At 50.9% G+C, this 25,207-nt stretch carries 18 protein-coding genes and 2 riboswitches; of the genes, 4 read left to right on the forward strand and 14 right to left on the reverse strand.

Annotation, left to right across the window (positions count from 1 at the left end):
- Positions 1-98 precede the first annotated feature (98 nt).
- The 4 genes from MHB80_RS28025 to cls all read right to left on the reverse strand — a co-directional run bounded on the left by MHB80_RS28025 (position 99) and on the right by cls (position 5,026).
- Positions 99-1,589 (reverse strand): catalase, encoded by a 1,491-nt coding sequence (locus tag MHB80_RS28025; RefSeq protein WP_341279994.1) that lies wholly within the window; start codon positions 1,587-1,589, stop codon positions 99-101.
- 226 nt (positions 1,590-1,815) lie between these two features.
- Positions 1,816-2,667 (reverse strand): winged helix-turn-helix domain-containing protein, encoded by an 852-nt coding sequence (locus MHB80_RS28030; RefSeq protein WP_341279995.1) that lies wholly within the window; start codon positions 2,665-2,667, stop codon positions 1,816-1,818.
- A complete protein-coding gene (locus MHB80_RS28035; RefSeq protein WP_341279996.1) occupies positions 2,649-3,038 on the reverse strand; it encodes a transcriptional repressor in 390 nt (129 codons plus the stop codon). Before MHB80_RS28035 ends, MHB80_RS28030 begins: the two co-directional genes overlap by 19 nt.
- Positions 3,039-3,580: 542 nt before the next feature.
- A complete protein-coding gene (gene cls, locus MHB80_RS28040) occupies positions 3,581-5,026 on the reverse strand; it encodes a cardiolipin synthase (protein WP_341279997.1) in 1,446 nt (481 codons plus the stop codon).
- A 147-nt stretch (positions 5,027-5,173) separates the two neighbouring features.
- On the opposite strand from cls, the gene dgt reads away from it, so the two are divergent.
- Positions 5,174-6,490 (forward strand): dGTP triphosphohydrolase, encoded by a 1,317-nt coding sequence (gene dgt, locus MHB80_RS28045; protein ID WP_341279998.1) that lies wholly within the window; start codon positions 5,174-5,176, stop codon positions 6,488-6,490.
- A 418-nt stretch (positions 6,491-6,908) separates the two neighbouring features.
- On the opposite strand, the gene MHB80_RS28050 is transcribed toward dgt, so the two are convergent.
- Positions 6,909-7,871: a nucleoside hydrolase gene (locus MHB80_RS28050; RefSeq protein WP_341279999.1), complete on the reverse strand. Its 963-nt coding sequence runs from the start codon at positions 7,869-7,871 to the stop codon at positions 6,909-6,911.
- Positions 7,872-7,945: 74 nt separating this feature from the next.
- Between MHB80_RS28050 and MHB80_RS28055 the strand changes: the two genes are divergently transcribed.
- Positions 7,946-8,101 (forward strand): DUF1540 domain-containing protein, encoded by a 156-nt coding sequence (locus MHB80_RS28055; protein WP_341280000.1) that lies wholly within the window; start codon positions 7,946-7,948, stop codon positions 8,099-8,101.
- 103 nt (positions 8,102-8,204) lie between these two features.
- On the opposite strand, the gene MHB80_RS28060 is transcribed toward MHB80_RS28055, so the two are convergent.
- On the reverse strand, positions 8,205-9,182 hold the full coding sequence (locus MHB80_RS28060) for a D-alanyl-D-alanine carboxypeptidase family protein (protein WP_341280001.1): 978 nt from the start codon (positions 9,180-9,182) through the stop codon (positions 8,205-8,207).
- Between the two features lie 271 nt (positions 9,183-9,453).
- Here MHB80_RS28060 and MHB80_RS28065 point away from each other — a divergent pair, with 271 nt between their 5' ends.
- Positions 9,454-11,322 (forward strand): LTA synthase family protein, encoded by a 1,869-nt coding sequence (locus MHB80_RS28065; protein WP_341280002.1) that lies wholly within the window; start codon positions 9,454-9,456, stop codon positions 11,320-11,322.
- A gap of 112 nt (positions 11,323-11,434) precedes the next feature.
- On the opposite strand, the gene bcp is transcribed toward MHB80_RS28065, so the two are convergent.
- The 8 genes from bcp to MHB80_RS28105 form a co-directional block, all read right to left on the reverse strand.
- Positions 11,435-11,902: a thioredoxin-dependent thiol peroxidase gene (bcp, locus tag MHB80_RS28070; RefSeq protein ID WP_341280003.1), complete on the reverse strand. Its 468-nt coding sequence runs from the start codon at positions 11,900-11,902 to the stop codon at positions 11,435-11,437.
- A gap of 64 nt (positions 11,903-11,966) precedes the next feature.
- Entirely contained in the window at positions 11,967-13,028 is a 1,062-nt protein-coding gene (locus tag MHB80_RS28075; RefSeq protein ID WP_341280004.1) for an asparaginase domain-containing protein, read from the reverse strand.
- A 435-nt stretch (positions 13,029-13,463) separates the two neighbouring features.
- A complete protein-coding gene (mglC, locus tag MHB80_RS28080; RefSeq protein ID WP_338553525.1) occupies positions 13,464-14,483 on the reverse strand; it encodes a galactose/methyl galactoside ABC transporter permease MglC in 1,020 nt (339 codons plus the stop codon).
- 33 nt (positions 14,484-14,516) lie between these two features.
- Positions 14,517-16,028 (reverse strand): sugar ABC transporter ATP-binding protein, encoded by a 1,512-nt coding sequence (locus MHB80_RS28085; protein WP_341280005.1) that lies wholly within the window; start codon positions 16,026-16,028, stop codon positions 14,517-14,519.
- Between the two features lie 146 nt (positions 16,029-16,174).
- Complete coding sequence (locus tag MHB80_RS28090) at positions 16,175-17,203, reverse strand: galactose ABC transporter substrate-binding protein (RefSeq protein WP_341280006.1); 1,029 nt, start codon at positions 17,201-17,203, stop codon at positions 16,175-16,177.
- Positions 17,204-17,338: 135 nt separating this feature from the next.
- A complete protein-coding gene (locus tag MHB80_RS28095; RefSeq protein ID WP_341280007.1) occupies positions 17,339-18,337 on the reverse strand; it encodes a substrate-binding domain-containing protein in 999 nt (332 codons plus the stop codon).
- Positions 18,334-20,124, reverse strand: a complete 1,791-nt coding sequence (locus tag MHB80_RS28100; RefSeq protein ID WP_341280008.1) for a sensor histidine kinase — start codon at positions 20,122-20,124, stop codon at positions 18,334-18,336. The genes MHB80_RS28095 and MHB80_RS28100 overlap by 4 nt, the downstream gene beginning before the upstream one ends.
- Positions 20,121-21,776 (reverse strand): response regulator, encoded by a 1,656-nt coding sequence (locus MHB80_RS28105; protein ID WP_341280009.1) that lies wholly within the window; start codon positions 21,774-21,776, stop codon positions 20,121-20,123. Before MHB80_RS28105 ends, MHB80_RS28100 begins: the two co-directional genes overlap by 4 nt.
- Positions 21,777-22,650: 874 nt before the next feature.
- Positions 22,651-22,854: riboswitch (cyclic di-AMP (ydaO/yuaA leader) on the forward strand.
- 104 nt (positions 22,855-22,958) lie between these two features.
- A riboswitch (cyclic di-AMP (ydaO/yuaA leader) is annotated at positions 22,959-23,148 on the forward strand.
- Positions 23,149-23,521: 373 nt separating this feature from the next.
- Between MHB80_RS28105 and kdpA the strand changes: the two genes are divergently transcribed.
- Positions 23,522-25,201 (forward strand): potassium-transporting ATPase subunit KdpA, encoded by a 1,680-nt coding sequence (gene kdpA, locus MHB80_RS28110; RefSeq protein ID WP_341280010.1) that lies wholly within the window; start codon positions 23,522-23,524, stop codon positions 25,199-25,201.
- The last annotated feature ends 6 nt before the right edge of the window (positions 25,202-25,207 follow it).

The following is a 25,207-nucleotide window of genomic DNA, read 5'->3' on the forward strand; positions in this document are numbered from 1 at the left end:
TTTGCCGGGGGAGCCGCCTGTTTTTTCTGCCATTTTTCTGACGCTTCATTGTTCTATTCTATATAAAAACATCATTTCCCGCTGTAGCTTTGCTCCGCTTAACGCTGTGGCATATGCTTGCGAATATCAACGCCAAGCCCTTCGGACAGTCTCATCCCGAGCTCCACGTTGGCCCGGAAAAAGTTGCAAATGGCACGCAGCTGAATATCCGCATTCGTCTGTCCCAAGTCATTAACCAAATTTTTCACTAAATTGTCCTGCTGTGGACCCGAAAGGGAAAGATAGCGCTCGCCTGCCTGCGTGAAATCATCGGTTTTATCGATTTTTTGGCGGCCGGCAAAGCCGTGAACAGGCACAGTATGGTCAGCGTGACCCCGCTCGGCTTCCTGCGGACTTGTGCTTGAGCTGTTCGGCTCATAATTAACGCTGGTGGAATCGGCTTTCATCGTCATCGCTCCGTCGCGCTGGTGATTACGGGCAGGCGCATACGGGCAGTTGACCGGAATGTGCAAATAGTTCGCGCCCAAACGGTAGCGCTGTGTATCCGGATAGGAAAATAAGCGGCCTTGCAGCAATTTATCCTCCGATGGCTCAATGCCTGGCACCAAGGCGCTCGGCGAGAACGCCGACTGTTCTACCTCAGCAAAATAATTTTCTGGGTTGCGATCCAGCGTCATCGTACCGACTTTATGCAGCGGGTACATATCCTCTGGCCACGTCTTGGTTGGATCGAGCGGGTCAAAGGAGTAACGCTCCATATGCTCAGGTGGCAGCAATTGCACATGCAAATCCCATTTTGGGAAATCTCCTTTTTCGATGGAATCATATAAATCCCTTGTCGCATGGTTAAAATCGCGCCCCTGCATCTCCGACGCTTCCTCAGCGGTGAAATTGCGCACACCCTGCTTCGATTTCCAGTGGTATTTCACATACGTCATCTTGCCTTCGGCATTTTGCCACTTGAACGCATGCACGCCAAAGCCGTCCATTTCACGGTAGGTCGCAGGTGTGCCATCATCGGAAAACAGCCACGTCAGCATATGAGTCGATTCTGGCGACAGCGTCATAAAATCCCAATAGCGGCCGGGCTCCTGCACATTCGTCTGGGGCGACGGCTTCAGGGAATGCACCATATCAGGAAACTTCATCGCATCGCGAATGAAAAACACCGGAAGATGGTTGCCCACAATATCCATATTCCCCTCTTGCGTATAAAATTTCACCGCAAAGCCGCGCGGATCACGCGCCGTCTCAGGAGAACCTGTTCCATGAATAACGGTGGAAAAACGGACAAATACCGGCGTCTCCACTCCCGCCTGCTGCAGAAAATGAGCTTTCGTATGAGCAGCCATGCTGTTCTCTACGCGGAATACGCCATGTGCGCCTGCGCCTCTGGCATGAACAACCCGCTCTGGAATCCGCTCACGGTCAAAATGCGCCAGCTTCTCCAGCAGATGATAGTCCTCCAGCAGCGTCGGGCCGCGCTGTCCGGCTGTACGCGAATTTTGGTTATCGGCAACAGGCGCGCCTTGATTGGTCGTCATGTAGTTCGCATTCGATTGGGGATTCGTATTGGTTGTATTGGTCATCGTTTTTACCTCCGAGTTGAATTTAGACTTGGTCTAAATATTTACCCTTATTATAGCGAGGCCAAACGATGCCTGTCATGAATATTGGATGAACGTATGATGAAGGTTGGATGAACACGCCGCAACAAAGCAGGACTCACCATAAGACAGCCATACATTAAAACCTGACAAGAAAGCCATAAAAAAAGACCACTGAAGGCCGCTAGAGCCATCAGTGGTCTTATCATTAGGACGTTACAGCTTCATCCGCCAGCCGGTAGCCTGCGCCACGCACCGTCACAATATATTTCGGCGCTACTGCGCTGTCCTTCAGCTTTTTGCGGAGCGACTTAATATGCACATCTACGACATTGCTGCCGCCGAGAAACTGACTGCCCCAGACCGAATCGAACATCGTCTCACGCGAGAGCACGGAGCCGTCGGACGTAATAAACATAAGCAGCAGATCGTATTCGGTCTTCGTCAGATCGATGCGCTGCTCACCGCGGAATACGGCCATTCTTTTCAGATCGACCGTCAAATCCTTGTAGTGGTAGCCAGATACGACGACGGGGCTTGACTGCGGCTGCTGGTCCATCATGCGGTTGATCTGGTTAACTGCCTCCTGCGGTGCAGCCGGCCATTCTATCATAGCTGCGGCATCTGGCAGCAGATGACGGATCACGCCTGCCGGTGCGCCCGCGAGGAACAAAATCGGCACTCCTTTAAGATGCGCCGTATGCTGCAAGGCAGCCTGCAGCGCTTCTACCGCATCCGTATGTCCTTGCACATACGGCGTCGCATCATAGATCAGCAGCTCGGGCTGCAAGCTGTGCACGAACGCTTTATTCAAATCATGCAGCGTAAATAAATCAAAGCAATCTGCCGCAAGCAGCTGCAGAAGACTATGCACCCGCTGCGGGAACGGGCTGACAACCATAACCCGCTTCGTCATGGAGCAGACCGCTCCTTCCGGCAGAATGCCCTCGCCAAGCTGCTCCGTAAAATCCGGCTCAAAACTGTCCTGACGTGGCCGGGCGAGCTTTTTCCCATTTAAAGCTGTCTGTTTGTCCTGATTCGTTACGACTGGCTCGCGCATGACTCGCAAACCCCCTCTAACACAATATGTGAATGGTGAATAATGAATCTGGTTTCCTCCGCAACTCGGCGAGTCCACTCCTGCGGCACCTCAATCATTACTTCTTCAATACGCCCACATTTGCTGCACATGACATGCTGATGCTCTTCCGTACGCCCGTCGTAGCGGCTAACCGCCTCACCAAGCTTGAGCTCGCGGATAACCCCCGCATCGGTTAAATAACGAAGCGAATTGTAAACCGTCCCGTAAGCAAAGTTGAAGCCTTTGCCCCGCAAACGCTCAATGATATCAGCGGCTGCCGGATGGTCGTGAGATTGCTGGATAACGTCCAAAATCGCCTTGCGCTGGACCGTTAAATTTAGCTTTGCCATAAGGCCTTCATTCCTTCAATTTTTGATTTAGACTAAGTATAATTCCGTTGTCAAAATCGGTCAACCCCAACCCTATGCCCTAATGGCCCATTGCCAAAAGCAAGCCAAATCCAAATACCCAGGACTTTGTAATCATTTTGCGAAAAATGAGGAATTGTAATATTCTGAATATTTACAAATTTCAAATAATAAGATATGATGTACCTATCCTAAACGAGAGGGGATAGCCCGTTGGAGTAGCGTAAGCGAAGCATGTCTCCCATTTAAGTGGAAAGGAGATTGCAAGGATCATCCGGACATGTGGGAACTCACCATAATGAGCAAGCGAGAATGCTGCACCATCATTTAATCAAGCAATACTTAACTTTGATAGTTTGGTTTTCAATAAGAGTTCATTCGGTTGTGGTAAGCGCAATAATGAATGGAAGTTGTAAATGGAAATGCGAACTTTGGAATGGAGCGTTTAATAAATTGAATAGAAGTGAGTCTGAAAGTTAAAGGGATTCCGGTTATCATCGATAAGCGGAATCCCTTTATGCTGTCTACAGAATCGGTGAGAGCAGCCGGCTAATCGACTCCTTGAACCGTTCAAACAGCGGACGTTTTGCAAACTCGTCTTTCTGGAGCTTGATGCTATTTTCAATATCCGCCTCGAAAATCTGCTTTAATTGTCCCGCGGTACTTTCCTCATAAATAAAAGCGTTCATCTCAAAATTCAGCTTAAAGCTGCGAATATCAATATTTGCTGTTCCCACCGAAGCAATTTTGCCATCGATGACAATCGTTTTGGCATGCAGGAAGCCTTTTTCATACAAATAGCATTCAATGCCGCCTGCCAGCAGCTCGGCAATATAAGCACGGGTCGCCCAATAAACAAAGAAATGGTCGCGTTTTTTCGGAATCATAACCTGCACCTTTACACCAGATTGGACGGCAATTTTCAGGGCGGTCATTAAGCTTTCGTCTGGCACAAAATAAGGCGTTTGCAGGCAAATCGATCGTTTCGCCGAATATATCATTTTAATATAAGCATCTTTAATTTGCTGTTCCTCGGAATCCGGGCCGCTGGCTACAACCTGCATCCCAATGCCGCCGCCTTCTTTGACCACTGGAAAATAACTGCGATTCAGCTCCACCGTACCGGAGGACGCGAGATTCCAATCCATGAGAAACTGCGCCTGCATTTGATGCACGGCATGTCCATTCACCCGCAAATGCGTATCCCGCCACTCGCCGAAATGCTTGTCCAAGCCCAAGTATTCGTCTCCCACATTAAATCCGCCAATATAGCCGGTCATGCCGTCGATGATGGCCAGCTTGCGATGATTGCGATAGTTCAGCTTCAAATTTACATAAGGAATACGCGAGGGGAAAAAGGCTTGCGCCTTGCCGCCCGCTTCCCGAAGCTTGTTGAAAAACGACCGTGGAAGCCCCGAGCTTCCGATGTGGTCATAGAGAAATTTGACCTTTACTCCTTGCTGCGCCTTCGCTACCAATGCTCTGAGCAGCCTGTTGCCCAGCACATCATTACGCACAATGTAATACACCAGATGAATATGATGCTCTGCGGAAGCAATATCAGCTATTAACGCATCGAATTTCTCGTTGCCTTCGGTATAGATGCGAATGGCGTTATTTTGCGAGAACAACGCATAGCTGCTGACCAAATTCATAAAAATCATATCCCGATACTCATTCGTCTCGGCATCATGAAAGACGGTGTGGCGATCCTGAAGCTGAAGCTTCTGCCGCTCCACGGTATCTTCAATGATGCGCTGGCTGTCTCCAAGCAGCTTGAACAGCTTGCGTTTGCGCAACTGCTGACCGAGAATCAAATATAGAATAAAACCGAATACTGGGATGAAAGATAATACCATGATCCAAGCCCAGGTAGAGCTGACGTTGCGTCTCTCCAAGAAGACAAGGGCGAAAGCGAGCAATATATTCAGCAAAGTGAAGATGAAATAAAAGTCTTGAAACGTAGTCATCGCTAAAGCTCCCCTGTTATGCCATTTATAACATGCACATTTTTTTATAATTAATCAAATCATACTCTATGGGCGGTATATGTTCAAACTTGAAAGTATGCTACAATTTTTCAAAAGAACTGCTGGAGCGGCATGGGAGGAACAACTATGGACTTACGAAAGCTACGATTGGACGAACCTGCGCTGGGAACTTTCAGTGAAGAACGTGACGAGTATGAACGGGATTATGCCCGCTTGATTCAATCCCCCGCTTTTCGCAGACTACAGGGAAAATCACAGGTGTTCGGCGCTGGTTCCGGCGACTATTACCGCACGCGGCTAACGCACTCGCTTGAAGTTTCACAAATTGCCCGCGAGGTTGCACGGAGACTGGGCAAGCAATATGCCTTTTTAGCTAAAAAAGAACATCCCGGCCTGATGCTCGATCCTGCCGTCGTTGAAATTGCGGCGCTCGCCCATGATCTTGGCCATCCGCCCTTTGGCCATAAAGGCGAAGAGGTGCTCGATCACCTGCTTCAGGAAGAGCATGGCATGACCTATGAGGGAAATGCGCAAAACTTCCGCATCCTCATGTTTCTGGAGAAGCGCGCCGGCAGCGGCAGCGGGCTTGATCTGACCGCAGCCGTGCTGCTGGCTACAAATAAATACCCCTATTCCCTGGATGAGCCTGGTCGGCTTAAAGGGCTGTACAGCTCCGAATGGGCAGATATTGAGCAGCTGCGCGATTCGTGGAAAATGCCCAAGGGCCGCTCCACGCTAGAAGCGCAGCTGATGGATTTATGCGACGATATCGCCTATTCCACGCATGATATTGAGGATGGCATCCGCGCAGGCAAAATCCAGATGAATCGCACGTTTTTTGAAGACCAGCGCCTGATCGACCATCTGGTACAGGAAATTGTCGAGGACCAGGGCAATATGGAGGTCGGCTGGCATGAGGTTGATATTCCCGCGATGGTGAAGAAGGTGCTCGCCGCATATTTAGAGCAATGGGAAGAGCTGTATGGGCTGTACGATCAGGAAACGTCGCGCACACGCAGGGAGATGAAGGCGCGCTGGGTCAGCGTTTTTGCCGGAAAGGTCGGCATTATTGACTCCTCTACACCAGGCTGGAAGAAGGTTACCTTCGTCAAGGATGGACAGCAGGATCTAGAGCTGCTCCGGACGATGGAAATTCTCAAGAAGCTGGCGTGGGTGACGCTGATTAAAGATTTCCGCGTTCAGCGTCTGCAGAAACGCAGCGAAATTATGATTCGCAGACTATGGGAGAGCTTCCGCATTCCAGAAAATGGACGGCTCATCATTCCGCCAGACTGGATTGCCAACTATGAGCAGCACAAGCAGAATTGGACTTGGCCACGCTTCGTCGCGGACTATATTTCCGGTATGACCGACGCTTATGCGGAGAAGGTCTACGCCGAGCTTTATGCCAGCAAATCCGGCTCGATCTATGAAATGGACTAGCGTTAATTTAAAGCGTCGTTTTAGTGCTTTTGGTGAAAAGAGGCTGCGCTGCATGAAAAGGTTGGCTTCCGATCGCCATTGCCCTTGAATGTTTTTGAATAAGCCACCAAAGGTGGACATTCAAGGGCAAAAACATATGCGTACGATGCTGCTTTCCTACGGAAAGCTTTAAACGAACGCTAACGCTTCTCCAGTCCAACCTTTTCATTCCGCTCCGCCTTTTTCACCGTCCTTCTAGAAAAAACATTTTAAATATACTGCTATAAGTATGGTACTTAAGTAGTTACTTAAACAAAGAAAGAGATGAAGCGCGTCAGCTTCATCTCTTTCTTTGTTCCAAAATGAATCGGAAGCCTCTGTGTAATAATAACCCGCACAGGAAGGCTTTGAAACGCCACAGTTACTAATGCTAAATTACTTACGCAGGATTAAGCTCGGCGCTGCAGGCCAGCTCCGTTATATAGTCGAAGAAACGCTCCGGCTCCACATCGTATACGAGGCTGATCGGACGGCCATCAGCCGCTTCAATGGTGCGTCCTTGGCTGGCGCCATGCGCAATCGCCTTGCTGTGCACCGTCTTCATTGAGACGAGGCTTGAATCACCCACCGTAGCTGTCGTTAGAACATCCCATAGGTAATACGTCGAATTCGTCTCCATATAAACAAGCGGCGGACAGGCTGCATAACATTGCCCGACAAAATCCATGCCCTCATGGCGGCGCAGCGAAGCCCAGCGATTGCGGATTGGCACCGTCAGCGGCACTTTATTGGTGCTTTCCAAAGCAACGAGGAAAATAGGAATTTCGCTTGCCCATACCCGCTCGACCGCTTCCGGGTCCCAGAACGCATTCCATTCGGCGGTGCCATCATGCTCCGGCTCCTGTACATTGCCTTTCTCATTGAACGTTCCACCCATCCAGACAAGCTTCTCGATCTTCGCTTCTATATCTGGCGCTTCATCTAATGCACGGGCTAAATCGGTCAGCGGTCCCGTGAACAGCAGCGTTGTTTTCTCATCTGAGGCACGAATGGCCTCAATCATGTGAAGATGCGCTGGAAGCTCCGCTTCGCGCGTCTTGATCTGCTCCGGCTCGTTTAAGATCGGCAGCGCGTCGACGAAAAACGTATGCATCCGCCATTCCGCAGGGAACGGATTGCGTCCGCGAGAATTGGATCTCGAAACCTCGATGCTTGCCGATGCAGCGCCACGTCCAAAACGGTCGATGATTTTGCGGCTGGCCTTCATGCCAGGCTCCAAATAGCCATCAGCCGGGATGACCGATACGCCGACCAGCTCCACCTCTTTCATTTGTAAAACAAGAAATAAAGAAACGAGATCATCTACTCCCGCATCATGATTGTAATAAAGTCTAGTTCCCATCCGCATCCATTCCCTTCACTTGTATAAAATGATCCTTAATTTGTCCATCCTAAAGCTGAGGAGGTGAGCTGTCAATGGCAAAGGACGTATTGTGTGACGTCAATTCCTGCAAGTTCTGGAACGCAGGCAACCACTGTGGAGCCGCTTCGATTTTTGTAGCAAGCAATCGCGGCAAACGGGCGTCCGTTTCTGCGGAAACAGACTGCCGCACGTTCGAATCAAAGATCTAGTTATCGTTCAGAAGCAGATAGCAACGCGGCAGTATGATCATAAAAAAGCAGCGTTGACCCGTCTGAGTTCATTTCCAGACTGGTAAACGCTGCGCTTCCACTATTAGTTGCTTACTGGAATGGCGTTGTAATACTCCTCCAGTGTCTCGTCGTTATCCGTCAGTTCCTTCGCCAGCGCCTTGCCTACATAACGAAGATGCCAAGGCTCGTATTTGTAGCCGGTAATTTTATCCTTGCCTTCGGGATAACGGATAATAAAGCCATATTCAAAGGCATGCTTGCCAAGCCATACCGCTTCATCCGTACCGCCAAAGCAGCTTTCGGCTGCACATTTGCCGTCGCTTCCGGATACGTCAATCGCAAGCCCAGTCTGATGCTCGCTCGTTCCTGGGATCGCGCTGTACGTTCTAGCTTTCTCCAGTCCATCTCTTTTCACATAACGGTCGAACAGCGACTTTTGGGTCGCCTGTGATCGGTAGGCTGACACACCCGCTAAATAAATTTTGTCCTTCTTCGCTCCTGCGAACAGCTCTTCCAAAGCATCCGCCGCTACTTTCCGCATTTTGCGCTTATCGATTTTCTCGCTGAATATAAATGCCACATCCGGATATACCAGCTCCGAAGGCTCATAGTCATCTGGGAGCTTGTTTTGCTTGTTCACTAGCGCCGTAACGCTCTCCGGCTCCGCGACAACGGCTAAGCCTTCATCCAAATCGGAGGGCGAGCTGCCGCCGGACGGCTTTGCTGTTGCCTTCGGCGTTGCTGTCGGCTCTGGGGTCGGCTTCACAGTCGGCGACGCTGTAGGAGCAGGCGTGGCCGCTTGCGTTTCTTCCGCTGTTGGTGTTTCTTCTGCTGTCGCCGTTGCCGTGGCCTCCGGTGTGGGAATGTCCTCAATCGGCGACAGGGACGGCGAAGCGTCCACCTCGGCGGTAGCCTCTACTGTTGGCGAAACAGCCGCTGTATCCCCAGAACCAGGCGCCTCAGCTGCCGTTTTATCAAACTTCACAACTACTATAATAGCCATCGCAATTAAGCATAAGGAAAATAAAATAACGACCGCTCTTCTGCGTTTTCTCTTCATGATGCACTCCTTAAATGGTTTAATTAACAGGAAGAAGGTGTAATAAACATTGACCTGTTCTTTTTATACTATACCTAATAGACTTCGATCTGTCTTAAAAGGTTGCCGAAATTCCCAATGTAATTTTTGTGAGCCTGTTTCGCGAAAATGCGGCAAAGGGTTATTTTTGCATTTTGACATTCTACTATGGGAAGAGGCATAATAAGTATGAATTTATCGTAAATTTACGATGGACTCGGCCCTTATTTGGCGAGGAAAGGTAGGAGATATTTTGACTTTATCTGCACCAAAACGTCTGTTCAGCACCAGACCTATCATTGCTTTCTCCATTATTGTTCTTTTCAAAAGCTATCTCACGTGGATGGTTGTATTTGGAAGCCCGTCGTGGAGCACCCTGTTCAAGGAGGTTCCATTTGCCTTAGTCGTCTTTTGTCTTATTGAATGGTTCGCAACGAAACGCAAGCTTACTTATTATTTAACAGCCAATTTACTAATAACGGCCATCCTCTTTGCTGTGCTGATGTACTATAAATATTACGGAGTCATCGTCACCAGCTCTGCCTTAAAGCAGGTCAATCAGGTAACGGCGGTCAGCAACAGCGTATTTTCACTGATGGACCCATATTATTTACTCGTCTTTATCGATGTGATCCTTATGTTTTATTTTCTCATGCGTAAGCAGAAGGCGCAGTATTGGAAAACCGCCAGCCAGACTCGCTTGAGCAAAAGAATGTTAACAAGCGTTTTCGCGGTATCGCTCGGCCTGTGCTTGTTTAACATTTTGCCGAACAGTGCCAGCATGAACGAGATTGTGAAAGCCGAGCAAATGGGCATCCTGAATTATGAGGCCTATACGATTTTTGGCAAAAAAGAACTGGAGCTTGTCGATTCCTCCACGATTACGCAGGAGAAGATCAACAGCCTCAAGACGCTTGAGCCTGTCGCCACGCCGCAGCTGCAAGGCGCCGCCAAGGGCAAAAACCTGATTATTATCCAGCTGGAATCATTCCAAAACTTCCTCATTGGCCTTCATATTGACGGCAAGGAAATTACACCAAACATGAATAAGCTGGCTAAGGACAACTATTATTTCAAGCATTTCTACCAAGGCGTAGGGCAAGGCAATACGTCCGATGCTGAATTCATTGTAAACACGTCCTATTATATTCCGCCAAATGGCGCCGCTACCCAAGTCTATGCTGGAAAGGTACTGCCGAGCCTGCCGCGCGTTTTGACGGAAAACGGCTATGATACGGCGACGTTCCATACGAATGTCGTGGAGTTTTGGAACCGCGGCGAGCTGTATCAGGCGCTTGGCTTCAATCGCTATTATGATAAAGCGTTTTTCGGTGAGGATGATACGGTATTTTTTGGCGCTTCCGATGAGGTGCTTTATAAGAAAACAGCGGCAGAGCTTGCGAAAATGGACAGCAAGGACAAGCCCTTTTATGCCCAAGTCATATCGATGACCGCTCACCACCCCTTCACCATACCGGATACGAAGTATCAAATGGAGCTGCCTGAGCGCTACGAGGGCACGTTCGTCGGCGACTACATTCGCGCCCAGAACTATGCGGATTACGTGCTTGGTGAGTTTATTGACGATCTCAAGCAGCGCGGCCTATGGGATGACAGCTTAATCGTGCTATACGGCGATCATCTGGGCTTGCCGATTTATTCGCTGGATCGCGATGATAAAGAGTTAATGGCGGAAATTTACGGCTATGAGTACAGCTATACCGATATGATTAATATTCCGCTTGTCATTGCTTCACCTGGCATTACCTCGCCTAAAGAGTTTGATCAGCTAGGCGGGCAGGTTGATTTGCTGCCGACGATTTCGAACTTGCTTGGCGTTTCGCTGGATAAGCAAATTCATTTTGGCCAAGATTTGTTGAACAGCACCTCATATAACCTGCTTCCACAGCGCTATTATTTGCCGACGGGCTCCTTCGTCAGCAGCAAGGAGCTGTTCCTTTCCGGCAGCGGCTACGATGATGGCACCCATCACCCGCTTGCAGGCGATGGCATGGAAAGCGCCAAGGAAGCAACCGAGGATGAATACAACCGCGCGCTGGAACTGCTCCAGCTCTCCGACAGCTACGTTAGCCAGCTGCCAGACCGCGAACCGCAGAACTGACGCAAACAAGCGGCAGGCAAGGCCCAAGCGTAATGCTCGGGTCCTGCCTGCCGCTTTATTTTTCACCAAATCGCTTATCATCTATCATGCTGTCTGCCTGCTGCACCTATTATTAGGTCTGCTTCGCTGCCTCCAGCACTTCCTGCACATGGCCTTCAACGACGACGCTGCGCCATTCTTTCGCCAGCTTGCCCTCTTCGTCGATCAGAAAGGTTGAACGCTCAATGCCCATAAACTCCTCGCCATTGCGGCTCCGCAGCTTCCATACGCCAAACTGCTCAGCAACCTGATTAGCGGTATCCGAGAGCAGCAGGAATGGCAGCTCATGAGCCGCAATAAACTGATCATGCGACGCCAGATCATCTGGGCTGATGCCGATGACTTCGGTATTGAACGTTTTGAATTGTCCATTGTAATCTCTAAAATCGCAGGATTCCGTCGTACAGCCCGGCGTCATATCCCGTGGGTAAAAATATATGACCAGCTTCTTGCCTTTATAGTCCTGCAGCGATACGTCCGTACCATTCGAGGCTGGCAATGTAAAATTCTCAACCTGTTGTCCAATTTGCACTTGCGTCATGTCCAATCAGCTCCTTTGTAATGGCTATTGCGCCTTGCTTACTCAAACAACGATAGCATGTCCATCAACGGGATGCCACAAACTCGTAGAAAAGCGGGGTATTCATGACAAACTCGCGAATTTGCTGCTTATCATTATAAATGGAATAAGCAAGCGTCAGCTTCATAAGCGCTGCATCCACCGACATATTTTCGATAAAGGCTACTCCCGCCTGCTGCAGGGCAACCGACGACGCGTAAAGCGTCTCCGAGCTGTCCTTGAGCGGACACAAATACAAGTCTACGCTATGCTTGGCGCAATAATCGGCAAAAGCAAGCAGGGAATGGCGCTCGCTCCCACTCGTGTTCGCCGTGCCGGAGTGGAACAGATCGTGAACGACGGCCTTCGGCGCTTTTTGCCCAAAATCAAAATAGTCATAGGTCATGCCGAAAAACGGCTTCACATACAGCAGTCCCGATTGCAGCTTATCCTTGCCAGCGGTGAACGGGCTCGGAGCAGGCTTGCGAGAGCGAAGCTCCTGCGGAGATGGGTTGTAAGGATGCTCATTTACGATCAGCTTGCCCTCGCTCATCATGCCGTAATGCACGTCATACGGGCATTCCAATTGGTCAGTGAATGACACCGCCTGCGTTACGCGTGTACCCAAATACACGATAGCCTCGCCTGCGCTGTTTTCATAAACGACGTAGACACCCTTCAGCTTCTCGCCATCTATAAATTCAACGGCTGAGGCAAAGTTCCGCAGTCCATTGCTGCGCGGATCGCCAAGCGGGTAGTTGCTCGCCACCAGCACAATCGGAATGGAGCTATCACAAAAAATATAGCTCAGCATTGCAGCCGAATAAGCAAGCGTATCCGAGCCATGGGTGACGATAATGCCGTCATAGCGTGATAGGTCTGTGCTGCGGATCGTTTCAATCAACACATTCCAATCATCTGGCACTACGTTTTCGCTAAGAATATTTAGCGGCTGAACGCATTCCAGCTTTACAGACTTGCGGTAACGGGGGCCCGATTGATAGCCTTCTATGATTGCATAGGAGCCTGCTTCGCGCACGCTAATCGCTCCCGCGCCAGATTTGCTGCCAATCGTCCCTCCCGTAAAAATAACAAGAAGATTGCTCACTTGATTTCCTCCATATCCAGCGGCTTTGAAGAACATCCTTCGCATCAGCCGCCTGTTCATACCAATTCCCATTCATTCTACTATCTTCTCCCCAAGCTGTCTAAACCTATACATCTGACCCGTTGCTACCAGCATCCAATCCGAGCTGCGCTGTCGCTAGACCTCTTGGCAACCCCTTACTCTACGATACAAAATACACCTGTATACAACAGAAAAGAATGCGGCCCTAGGGCCACATTCTTCACCTGCCTCTATTCAACTTAGCTAGGGCGTGTCTGAAAACCCGTTCAGTGGCCCCTTTCACCGCCTTTTCGCCCCCTGCTTCGTTCCGTTTGCTTGACGTACCCCCGGTACGCCTTCACAAGCGCGCCTTGCATGGAACCAAAATTCGGCAAAATTTGCTGTCCTCAGCGTTCTCAGACACATTAAGCGCCGCTACTTCTTCGCCACATACTTGCGAATATCGAAAGCAACCGCAGCGACAATAATCATCCCTTTAATAATGAGCTGCCAGTACGGGCTTACGCCGACAAAGGTCAGACCGTAGTTGATGACGCTGAAAATGAGCACTCCGGCGAGAATACCTCGCACGCGCCCGACACCACCCGCCGTCGAGACGCCCCCGACGACGCAGGCCGCAATCGCATCCAGCTCGTACATATTTCCGTAGTTGTTCGTAGCTCCCCCAGTGCGGGCAGCCTCCAGCACGCCTGCCAGTCCATAAAGCGCCCCGGCAATCGCATAAATATAAATTAGATTGCGCGATACATTAATGCCCGATACATTAGCCGCTTGGATATTGCCGCCGATGGCATACATATTTTTGCCCAGACGTGTGTTGTTGAAAATAACCCAGACGATAAACGAGACGACAATCGCTATAATGACGATATACGGGATCGAATAGGTGCCGTTCGGCCCGATATACCCGGTCCCCAGCTTGCTGAATTCCTTGCTTAAGCCTCCAATTGGCTGCGACTGATTAGGCTTCATATCGAAGTAAAACGAGTTTACACCGTATACGATAACCATTGAGCCGAGCGTTGCAATGAACGGCGGAACATGAAATTTTGCAACAATAATGCCGTTGATCAAGCCAAAAATCAAACCGACGACAATCGCCAGTATAATCGGCACGATAATCGGGAGCTCCGGCAGATTAGGGAAAAACTTGCGCGGATAATCCGACATTTGCAGCATCGACGCAGAGACGACAGCGCTCAAGCCAACAATCCTCCCAGCGGATAAATCCGTTCCTCCCGTAATGAGCACGAACGCTACGCCTAAAGCGATAATGACTCGCGTTGACGATTGCAGCAAAATATCCCGCAGCGTCGTAATGCCGATAAAATTAGGGTCGGCTACAGCTATGCCGACGATAAGCAGAACCAATATAATATAGATCGCATTTTGGGAGAAAAAATGCTTAACTCCCTTTGCCTCCAATGCATTCATCGTATTCACTCCTCCAAGTTGTCCTGCCCGCCATTATTGTGCGGCAAGCCGCATAATTTCTTCTTCCGTCGCCGCTTTGCCGTCCACGATGCCAGATATGCGTCCCTCGCGCATGACGATGATGCGGTCGGACATGCCGATCAGCTCCGGCATTTCGGAGGATATCATAATAATGCTTTTGCCCTGCCTTGCAAGCTCGATCATGAACGAATAAATTTCGTATTTCGCTCCAATATCAATGCCTCGCGTCGGTTCGTCCAGCAGCAGCACCTCCGGATCGGTCAGCAGCCATCTGGCGAGCAGCACCTTCTGCTGGTTGCCGCCGGACAAGTTGCGAATCAGCTGCTTGGTCGATGGCGTTTTGACCCGAAACTTCTCTACGCTTTGCTGCGACACTTCGCCAATCCGTCCATTGCTAATTAAGCCATAAGGCGTCTTGAACCTGCTTAAATTCGCAATAACCGTATTTTCCGCAATCGTCAGTACGGGAAAAATTCCGGTAACCCGCCGCTCCTCGGTGAGCAGCGCAATGCCTTGGCGAATGGCGTCAGACGGCGCCTTCACTTTGATTTTTTTGCCATGCAGATGAATGCTGCCCTGCTTGAGCGCCCGCATGCCAAACAGCGCTTCAATGACCTCGGTGCGCTGCGCCCCGACAAGCCCGCCAAGTCCCAAAATCTCGCCCTTGCGCAGCTCAAACGAAACATCCTTAAACGAATGCGGATGCACCGAAGTTAGGCCCTCCGCCCGCAGCAGCACCTCGCCCGGCACGTTCGTCCGCTCCGGGTAACGATTCGATAAGTCCCTGCCCACCATACGGGTAATGATTGTATCGATCGTCAGCTCCTTCGCTTCCCAAGTGCCAACATGCTTGCCATCGCGCATAATCGTTACATCATCTGAAATACGTAGAATCTCTTCCATTTTGTGGGATATATAAATGATCGATACGCCGCGCCGCCGCAGCTCATTAATGATGCGGAACAGCTGCTCCACTTCATTGCCCGTGAGCGAGGAGGTCGGTTCGTCCATGACGATGACCTTCGAATGAAACGATACCGCTTTGGCGATTTCCAGCGATTGAATTTTGGATACGGACAGGTCGCCTACCTTTTGTTTCGGATGAATATCCATCTCCAGATCTTTGAGCAGCTTCACCGTATCCTCCTGCATTTTGCGGTGGTCGATGAATTGCAAAGGCCCCAGACCTCTAGTCGGGAATCGCCCGAGCCAGATATTTTCCATGACATCGCGCTGCGGCACCGGGTTCAGCTCCTGATGGATCATCGACACCCCGAGGGCCAATGCGTCCTTCGAGCTGTTGATTTGCACGAGCTGCCCACCGAGCATAATCTCGCCGCCGTCGGGCTTGTAGATGCCGAACAGACATTTCATCAGCGTCGATTTCCCTGCACCATTTTCACCCATTAAGGCATGTACCGTACCGGGCCGCAGCTTCAGCGTCACATCGTCGAGCGCCTTCACGCCGGGAAAAGATTTGGAGATGTTATTCATCTCTAGCACATAAGCCGGATGCTCTGGCATTTGTGTAACACCCCTTTACATACAATTAAGTTAAACTTATCAAGTTATTAGTCAGAAAAAGAGCAAGGGCAGCGCCAGCCTAAATGCTTCCCTTGCTCTCCGTATCCGCTAATCTCCGCCACCCCCGCAGGCAGCCGGCTTAGCGATTATTTCAGCACTTCATCCTTGTTCGCGCTCGTTACCTTCTGGTAAGGAATCCACACGTATTTCCCGTCGGTAATTTCGAAGCCTGTGTTCTCCTTGCTCGGCGTCTCGCCAGCAGCAAGTACACGGGACAGCTCAACCGTCGCCTTGCCTTGGTTAGTCGCATCGTTGAGCACTGTGCCGAGCAGCGTACCTTCATCCAACGCCTGAATGGCAGGAGCGGTAGCATCTACGCCGACAACCGGAATATATTTATCGCCTGTAAAATAGCCCGCTGCCTTCAGCGCTTCAATTGCACCGAGCGCCATATCATCGTTATTGGCGAGAACAGCTTCGATTTTATCGCCATGAGAAGCAATGAACGCAGCCATTTTTTCCTGGCCTTTTACGCGGTCCCACATCGCTGTATCCTCCGCCAGCTTCTCGACCTTAATGCCTGCATCCTCAATCGCCTGCACGGAAAACTTCGTCCGCAGCTCGGCATCCTGATGGCCCGGCTCGCCTTTGAGCATGACGTATTGCAGCACGCCGTCGCCGTTCTTATCCGCTTCCGGATGCGCCTTCCAGTAATCGACGATGAGATCGCCGGACATCGTGCCCGACTCCTCCGCCTTCGCTCCGACAAAATACACCTTATCCCATTTCGCCATATCATCGGCGAGCGGCTCGCGGTTAACGAACACGACTGGAATGTCCGCAGCTTTGCCTTTATCAATAATGACGCCCGCTGCTGTACGGTCTACCGGATTAATGATCATCGATTTGACCTTCTTGGTGATAAACAGGTCAACCTTGTCATTTTGTGTCGGCTGCGAGTTTTGGCTGTCTACGATATCCACTTGTACCTTGCCTGCCGCTGCTTCCGTAATCGCGTTGCGGACTCCCGTCATGAACGTATCGTCGAACTTGTAAATCGCCACCCCAACCTTCGGCTGGTCGCCGCCAGTTCCCCCTGTATTGCCGTTTGATGCCGAGCACCCTGCCGCCACCGTCAATGCACCGATCAGCAGCGCAGCTGTTACCTTTTTCATTTCATCATGACCTCCCCGATTTTTGGTTCATGCTGGTGAGCGTGTGCAGCTCTGTTTCTCTTTCGTGTCCTCATTATGGCTGAAATGGGGCCGGAAACGAATGTAAAATCCTCATCATTTTTATTAAAATCCTCCTCACTTCTGGATAAAGGGAAACAGCACACGCTGATTTTCAGGCCAAAATAAATTGGCGCCATTGATCAGTTTGGTCTCCATTGCAACGTGGGACGGCACTTCCTCGCCTCTGAGCGCCAGCACGGCATTTTTGATGCCGAGATAGCCGATGCTGAATGGATTTTGCACTAAAACCACCTGCAACTGATCCTCCTGCAGCAGTTCAAGCAGCTCCATCGAGCTGTCGAAGGCGATAATTTTCACTTTACCGCCGCCAAGTCCCTGCTTCTTGATTTCCAGCGCAGCAGCAACAGCCGCCTGCACATTAAGTGCCAAAATGCCATCCACCTGCTGCTTGTTCAGCAAGCTGCTGACAACGCTCCGGCAGTTTTTATTCCGCTCCATGCATGGCTCACTGCCGATTACCGTCATCCCGCTCTCCTCAGCCAGCGCCTCCCGAATGCCCGCCTCGCGGCTCTTCTGATTGTTATCATCCGAGCCATCTGTCAACAGAGCTACGCTGCCCTTGCCAGCAAGCAGTTCAACCATTTTGAGCGCGGCAGCGCGTCCAGCCTGATGATGGTCAACCGTAATGATGGAGTTAATACCGCCGGTATTCGTCTCCGTATCAATGGCGACCAGAGGCAGTCTCGCCGTTCCACCCGCCTGCACAATGCCCGCAATGACCTCATCATTGCCTGCGGCGAACACGACTGCGTCGGGATGATGCACCATCGCCAGCTTCGCCGTCTCAAGCTGCTGCTCCGGGCTGCCCAGCTTCTCCGGGGCTGAAATATGCAGCGTCACATTAAACTCCTTCGATGCGGCTTCGGCGCCCATGACAACGGAGTTCCAGTAGTCGCCGTCCAGCCGCTTGAGCAGCAGGCTGATGTCGATATTTTCACGCTGAATGGCGCTGTCCTCTGCCCGCTGCATGGTGCAAGAGCCCAGCAGCAGCGCAGCAGCTATAGCCGCAATGCACAGCATTGCGAGCCTTCCCAACCTGCGGTTTACGCTCATCCTTCCCCCCCCCTTCCTTCAGCCTCAACATCGGCTGGCTTGAATGGGAACCGGATCGTCACCGTCGTTCCCTCCTCCAGCTCGCTCTCAAACTGCAGGCCATACGGCTCGCCGTAAAATAACCGAATCCGCTCATGCACGTTGCGCACACCAACGCCGGAGCCCGCGCCGGATGCCACGCTGGATGCAGGACTCGGCTTGGTTGTCCCGCCAGCCTCTGCCGTGAGCAGCGCAGCCAGCTGCTCGCCACTCATCCCGAGCCCATTGTCGCTTACCTGTAGGCAAACTTGCCCGGCTTCGATCCATGCCCGCACCGTAATCAGCCCTTTATCGACGGATGGCTCAATGCCGTGCATAATAGCATTTTCCAGCAGCGGCTGCAAAATCAGCTTGAGCGACAAGCTAGGCAGCGCAGCCTCTTCGACGTCAAACAAATAATCGAATTTATTTTTGAACCGGATATTCTGAATGATGAGGTAGTTCCTCGCATGCTCCAACTCGCTCGCCAGCGGAATCATCGGCTTGCCTTTGCTAAGGCTGATGCGGAACAGCTTGGACAAGGATGTAATCGTCGTCACCACCTCCTCATTGCGGTTCATGCCGACCATGCGTACAACCGTATTGAGCGTATTGTATAGAAAATGCGGATTTATTTGCGATTGCAGCGCCTCAAACTCATATTTGCGCTTCGCCTCCTGCTCCACCACAATTTGCTGCATCAGCTCGCGAATTCGCGCTACCATCAGATTAAAGCGTGTGGATAGCCGCTCCACCTCCAGCGGACCCTGAATGGCGGTCATCGTATGGAAGTCGCCGCGCTCGACATTTTTCATCGACTTCTCCAGCTGCCGGATCGGATGGGCAATAATGCGCGAAATGAGCCACGACATCGCAATGACGAATACGAGCAAAAGCAGCAGCAGATTCAGCAAATAGTCGTTCAGCTCGCGCTTTGTCGTAATAATTTCGTCGGTGAAGGATACCCCGACCACCTTCCAGCCGATGTTGCCGATCGTCTGCACCGTAATCATTTTATCCTCGTCTCCAGATTCGTCATGAAAGCTGCCAAACGTATATTTCAGCGCCTGCTCGACGTTTTCGCTTTTCAGACCGGCATAGATAAGCTGCTGCTGCGGATGGTACACCATATTGCCTGCGCTCTCATCCACAATGTAGACGTAGCCCTTCTTCCCCAGCACGACCCGCGAGGACAGCTGATTGATTTTGTTAAAATTGACGTCCAGCAGCAGCACGCCATGCTCCGTTTTCCCGCTCCGCGCTACGGTAATGCCCTTGCTAAGCGAGACGACCCATTTGTACTGCATTTTGTACATATTCTGCACATGCGGCAGTGAGTAGCTGAGATGATTCGGCGTTTGCAGCGCGCTTTGGAACCAGCGCTGATTGTAAAGACTCAAATTTTCCTTGAGCGCAACGCCCGGAATGCTCATCATGACCTCGCCGTCATGCCCAATGACCGCCAGCGATACAATTTCTCCCCGAATGCCGATAATCGTATTCAGCTGGCTGCGCAGCTCCTCTTCGTTCACATCGCCGCTGCGGCTGATCGTATCGTGGATAACGCCGTAAATTTCCGACATGCCCTGAATATAATCCTCCAAGTTGTAGCTGACCTGATCGACGACCTGCTGGGTATTGCGCAGCGCGTTCGTCTCCGCGGTCTGTGAGAACTTGTTGTACAGCAGCACGCTGACCATCATAATCGCTGCCGCCGAAAAAACCGAAAGCGCCACTGAAATGAGAAACTGGATGCTGCGCTTTCTCATGGCGCCTCTGCATTCATCGCCTGATTGCGGTAATCCTTGGCGGAGACGCCGACATTTTTCTTAAAGCATAGGGAAAAATAATTCGGGTCCGAGAAGCCGACCTTCTCGGCAATTTCAAACGTCTTCAGCTCTGTTGCCCGCAGCAGCTCCTTCGCCGCCTCCATCCGCAGCTGAAGCAAATAACCGCCGAAGGTCAGCTTCACTTCCTTCTTGAACAGGCTGCTGAAGTAGCCTGCGCTAATATGCAGATGGCTGCACAGCCGGGCAATCGACAGCTCGCTGTCATGGAAGTTTGCCTTTGTATAATGCACTGCTTCCTCAACCAGCTGCTTGTAGGAGCTTTGCCTGCGGCTGGCGATATGATGGCGAATTTTCTCGCAGAGCGACATATACCAGCTTCTCGTCTCCTCAAGCCCGCTAAGCTGCTGCAGCTCCGCATAAATTTGCAGCTCATAGCCCGCTATTTCGTACAGGCTCAGCCCCGCTTCCTTCACCAGCTTCATGATCGCCGTCATCATCTCCAGCATGTACAGCTGGTACTCCCGGTAAGCGGCATTAACGCCTTCAATCTCATCAAAAAGCGCGGCCACCAGCTGCTCCAGCTCCTCATGCGTACCTACGCGCAGGCACCGGACGAGCGCTTGCTCCTTGAGCTCGTCGAATTGCAGCTCCTCGACGTAGCGTGTTTCCACATCGTCAATGCAAATAATCCGGTTGCTGCCCACCAAATTATGATAATCCAGCGCCTGCTGCGCCTCCCCGTAGCCCTGCTTCAGCTGCGCGACATCAGGCAATGCCGAGCTGACCCCAATTGTCACGGGAAAACGCAAGTATTTCCGGATATTTTGCAGCATTTCAGCGAGGCCGCCCAGCGTCCGCTCCATTAGCTCCGTGGCGTCTCCTCCATGTCCAACTGCAAGCAGCGCCACCTGATCCTGATGCAGAAAAACCTTGCCCAGCCCGAGCCTGCCCCACACCTCCTCCGCCACATTGCGAAGGGCAAACAGCTTGAGGTCGAGATCGCTGGAGGCCGCAAGCGAGCTTTCAGCCGTCCGCAGCGGAACACCGGGAAGCGCTTCCAATACATGCGTGTGCAGCACGGACACAATGTACGCCTCCCCCGCCAAATCGAGCTCATATTTCGCTGCCTTCTCCTCAATATGCCGAAGCGGAAGCTTGCGGGAAAGCAGTGACGATAGGAACAGCTCTTTTACGACCGGCAGGCTTGTACGATAATGCTCCTGCAGCAGCTGCATATTTTCCCGTTTCTCACGCTCATCATTGAGCCGCTCCTTCACCTTGTCCATCACCTCAAGCAGCTGCTGCGCGGAAAAAGGCTTTAAAATATACTCATCCACCTGCAAGCCGATCGCCTGCTTGGCATATTCAAATTCATCATAGCCGGAAAAAATAACGATGCGCGTCAGCGGATACGTCTTCCTCGTCCATTCCGCCAGCTCCAAGCCATTCATATACGGCATGCTAATATCCGTCACTACGATGTCCGGCTCCAAACGCTCGATCAGCTCCATCGCTTCCCGACCGTTCGCCGCCGTATCTACGATTTCAAAGCCATGGCGCTCCCATGCAATTTCCTGCAGCAGTCCGCTGCGCGTCTCTTCTTCATCATCCACCAGCAGCACTTTATACATCGTTTATCCCCCCGCTATTTAAATACGCGGCCGAGCAGCCGCTAAGACCTGATACTGTAAGCATGCTATTTATCATATTCGTTTCCGTGTTTTCTGGAAAGAGGGGGGTGCTTTTAGAAGACAAGTGTCTGGTCTCCCCACCTTCAACGGGGCGTAAACCCATAGAAATATAATGACAATCTAATTATGCCCAAGATGGTCTGGCCACCATTGTATTTACATCATACTAGGAGTGTTTCAAGAGCTTGAGGATGAACAAAGTGCTTATAATAAACTGTGCATTGAATCATTAAATGCTTTCACACCGTCCAATGGGGTTGAAAAAGTTTCTAATCGCTTAATCATTAGTTTATTGAGATAACAAACTGCGATTAAATTATTCCCGTTTGTATCCTGCTGTATGAATTATATCTGTTGATTGCAGCATAACTAGGCCCACTGCCTCTGACTAGGTGTGGGCTATTTTGGTTTACTTTGGAAGCATGAAACGGAATCTTTTTACATCACTCTTTTAGCAAATATAAGGAATCATTAGATATATTGACCTTGATGCAGATAAGATGCATTGTAAGCGTTTAAAATCAGGCCAATTCGCTGCATTCGCTCTCTTTTGCGGCGTAAGCTTCCTTTACAGCACTCAAGGCGGGGGAGTATGATTCATAACATGATTGAACCTTTTTTGAAATATAAGAATTTATAAGTTTTGCACTTATAAATAGGCTTATATTTCTCGGACTGAAACGCGCTGCGCCGCCAAAGGAAGGCGATAGCCGTTTCATCTTGAAATATAGGAAAGTATATGTTTTCGTTATCCTTTCTCTATATTTCTAAGGGCAAAGCTCTTCGCTCGTCCCAGAAGGACGACGAAGTCGTTTTTGCTTGATCGCTGAGTCTTCGCGCATTAGGAGAAGAGCGGGGGAACCAAACGCACTGCAAGTGTCCGATGTGAGAGTCGGAGGCCGGCAGCGCAGGGGTGAATCGTTTGCAGGAGTATCATGAAACTCCAGGCAAATGTAGGGCGACTCTCACCGCCCGAATCCGACAGCTAACCTCGTAAGCGCAGGTGTAGAGAGGAATGGTGAACGATTGTGACCTTGTAAATCAGGCCACAGAGCGTCATACGCCTCTGTGGTTTTTTGTTGTCTTTTTATGAAAATAGCACTCGCAACATCGGCAGATATTTTGTTTCAAACGCTGAGTTCTGCACTGCCGCAGAAACGGGGGAACCATCGACGGCTCTCTGTCATTGTCCAATGGACGATTGCAGGGAGCGTCACGGGGTGAATCGCAAGGGCACGAAAAGTGCCAAGCGTAGGGCGTCTCTCGCGCCCGAATCCGACAGCTAACCTCGCAAGCGTCAACGGGAGAGGCCACACTTACACTTATCGCAGAGCGAATCAGGGGCGCATAATGCCCGGATGAAGGAAGCTGCGGGTGAAGAGTCCTCTTTGCCCAAGGCTTCTTTTTTGTTGCCTTTTTTTGCAAAATGACCAGAGGAAAATTGAAATAAGGAGCGCTGCAGCTATGCTGGATATCGGAATGGCTTTGACCTTAATCGCAGCTTTCGGGCTGATTGCCGGATTTATACGCTGGTGCGACCGATCCATTAGCGAAACGGAGGAACGGGGATGATTGTCATATTGCTCGTTACAGGAGCTTTGCTGGTGTATCTCGTCTACGCCTTGCTTCATCCAGAGAAATTTTAACAAATAACGTTTCATCATTGATGCAAGGGAGGAACAGCTGTGGACGTCCTGCAAATGGCGGTAGTCATCGGTATTATCATGCTGATCGCGAAGCCGCTTGGGCATTATTTATATTCCGTGTTTTCAAACGTTCCGAACCGTACCGACAAGCTGTTTGGGCGAGTCGAAGCGGTCATTTATTCCGTGATTGGACTCAAAAATCGCCAAGGCATGACCTGGAAAAAATATGCGCTCAGCTTTATTACACTCAATTTCATACTCGTAGCTATCAGCTATGTGCTGCTGCGACTGCAAAGCGGCCTGCCGCTTAATCCGAACGGGATCAGCAGCATGGAGCCTACGCTCGTCCTAAATACGGTCATCAGCTTTATGACCAATACGAATCTCCAGCATTACAGCGGTGAGACGGGGCTGACGTATTTTGCGCAAATGGCGGTCATTACGATGATGATGTTTACGTCAGCCGCCACCGGCTTTTCCGTCGCCGTCGCCTTCGTGCGCGGCATTACGAGCAAGGGCGGAACGCTCGGCAACTTTTTCGAGGATTTCGTCAAAGCGCATACGCGGATTTTCTTCCCGCTGGCTATTGTCATTACGCTGCTGCTTGTGGCGCTGCAAGTGCCGCAAACGCTTAGCCCTACCTTGACCGTTACGACGCTTACGGGCGCGGTTCAGCATATAGCCATCGGGCCAATCGCTTCGCTGGAGTCGATTAAGCATCTCGGTACGAATGGCGGCGGTTTTTTCGGAGCCAACTCCGCCCATCCGTTCGAAAATCCTAACCCGCTGACGAATGTCATTGAGATTTTGTCCATGTGGGCGCTGCCTGCCGCGCTGCCCTTCATGTACGGTCGGTTTGCGAAAAGCAGCAAGCAGGGCTGGGTTATTTTTTCGGCGATGATGGCATTGTTTCTGATCTTTCTTACGATTTCCTATACGGCTGAAAAAAGCGGCAACCCGCTGATCGCCACGCTCGGCATCGACGCTTCGCAAGGCAGCATGGAGGGCAAGGAGGTACGCTTCGGCATCGCCCAATCCGCGCTGTTCACAACGGTAACAACGGCGGCCACGACCGGCTCGGTCAATTCAATGCACGATACACTCACTCCGCTTGGCGGACTCGTTCCCCTTGCACAGATGATGCTGAACGTCGTCTTTGGCGGCAAAGGTGTCGGGCTCGTCAATATGCTGATGTATGCGATGCTGACGGTGTTCATTTGCGGGCTCATGGTCGGACGGACACCCGAGTTTCTGGGGCGAAAAATAGAACCGCGCGAAATGAAGCTGATTGCCATCACCATTCTCGTGCATCCGTTTATTATTCTCGCGCCAACGGCGGTGGCTTTTCTGACCGATCTGGGGCAAGGCGCTATATCCAATTCGGGCTTTCATGGCATTACGCAGGTGCTGTATGAATATACGTCCTCGGCCGCAAACAACGGCTCCGGGTTTGAAGGGCTTGCCGACAATACGCCTTTCTGGAATATAACGACAGGACTCGTGATGTTTTTCGGCAGATATATGTCGATGATTGCGCTGCTGGCTGTAGCCGGCTCACTTAGCCGCAAGCAGTGGGTACCAGAAACGATTGGCACGTTCCGCACGGACAATTCGCTGTTTGCGGTTATGCTAATGGGCGTCGTTATTTTGATCGGTGCGCTCACGTTTCTGCCCGTCATTGTCACAGGGCCAATTGCCGAGTTTTTAACGATCCGTTAAAGGGAA

The organism is Paenibacillus sp. FSL H8-0537 (assembly GCF_038051995.1).
Classification (GTDB): domain Bacteria; phylum Bacillota; class Bacilli; order Paenibacillales; family Paenibacillaceae; genus Pristimantibacillus.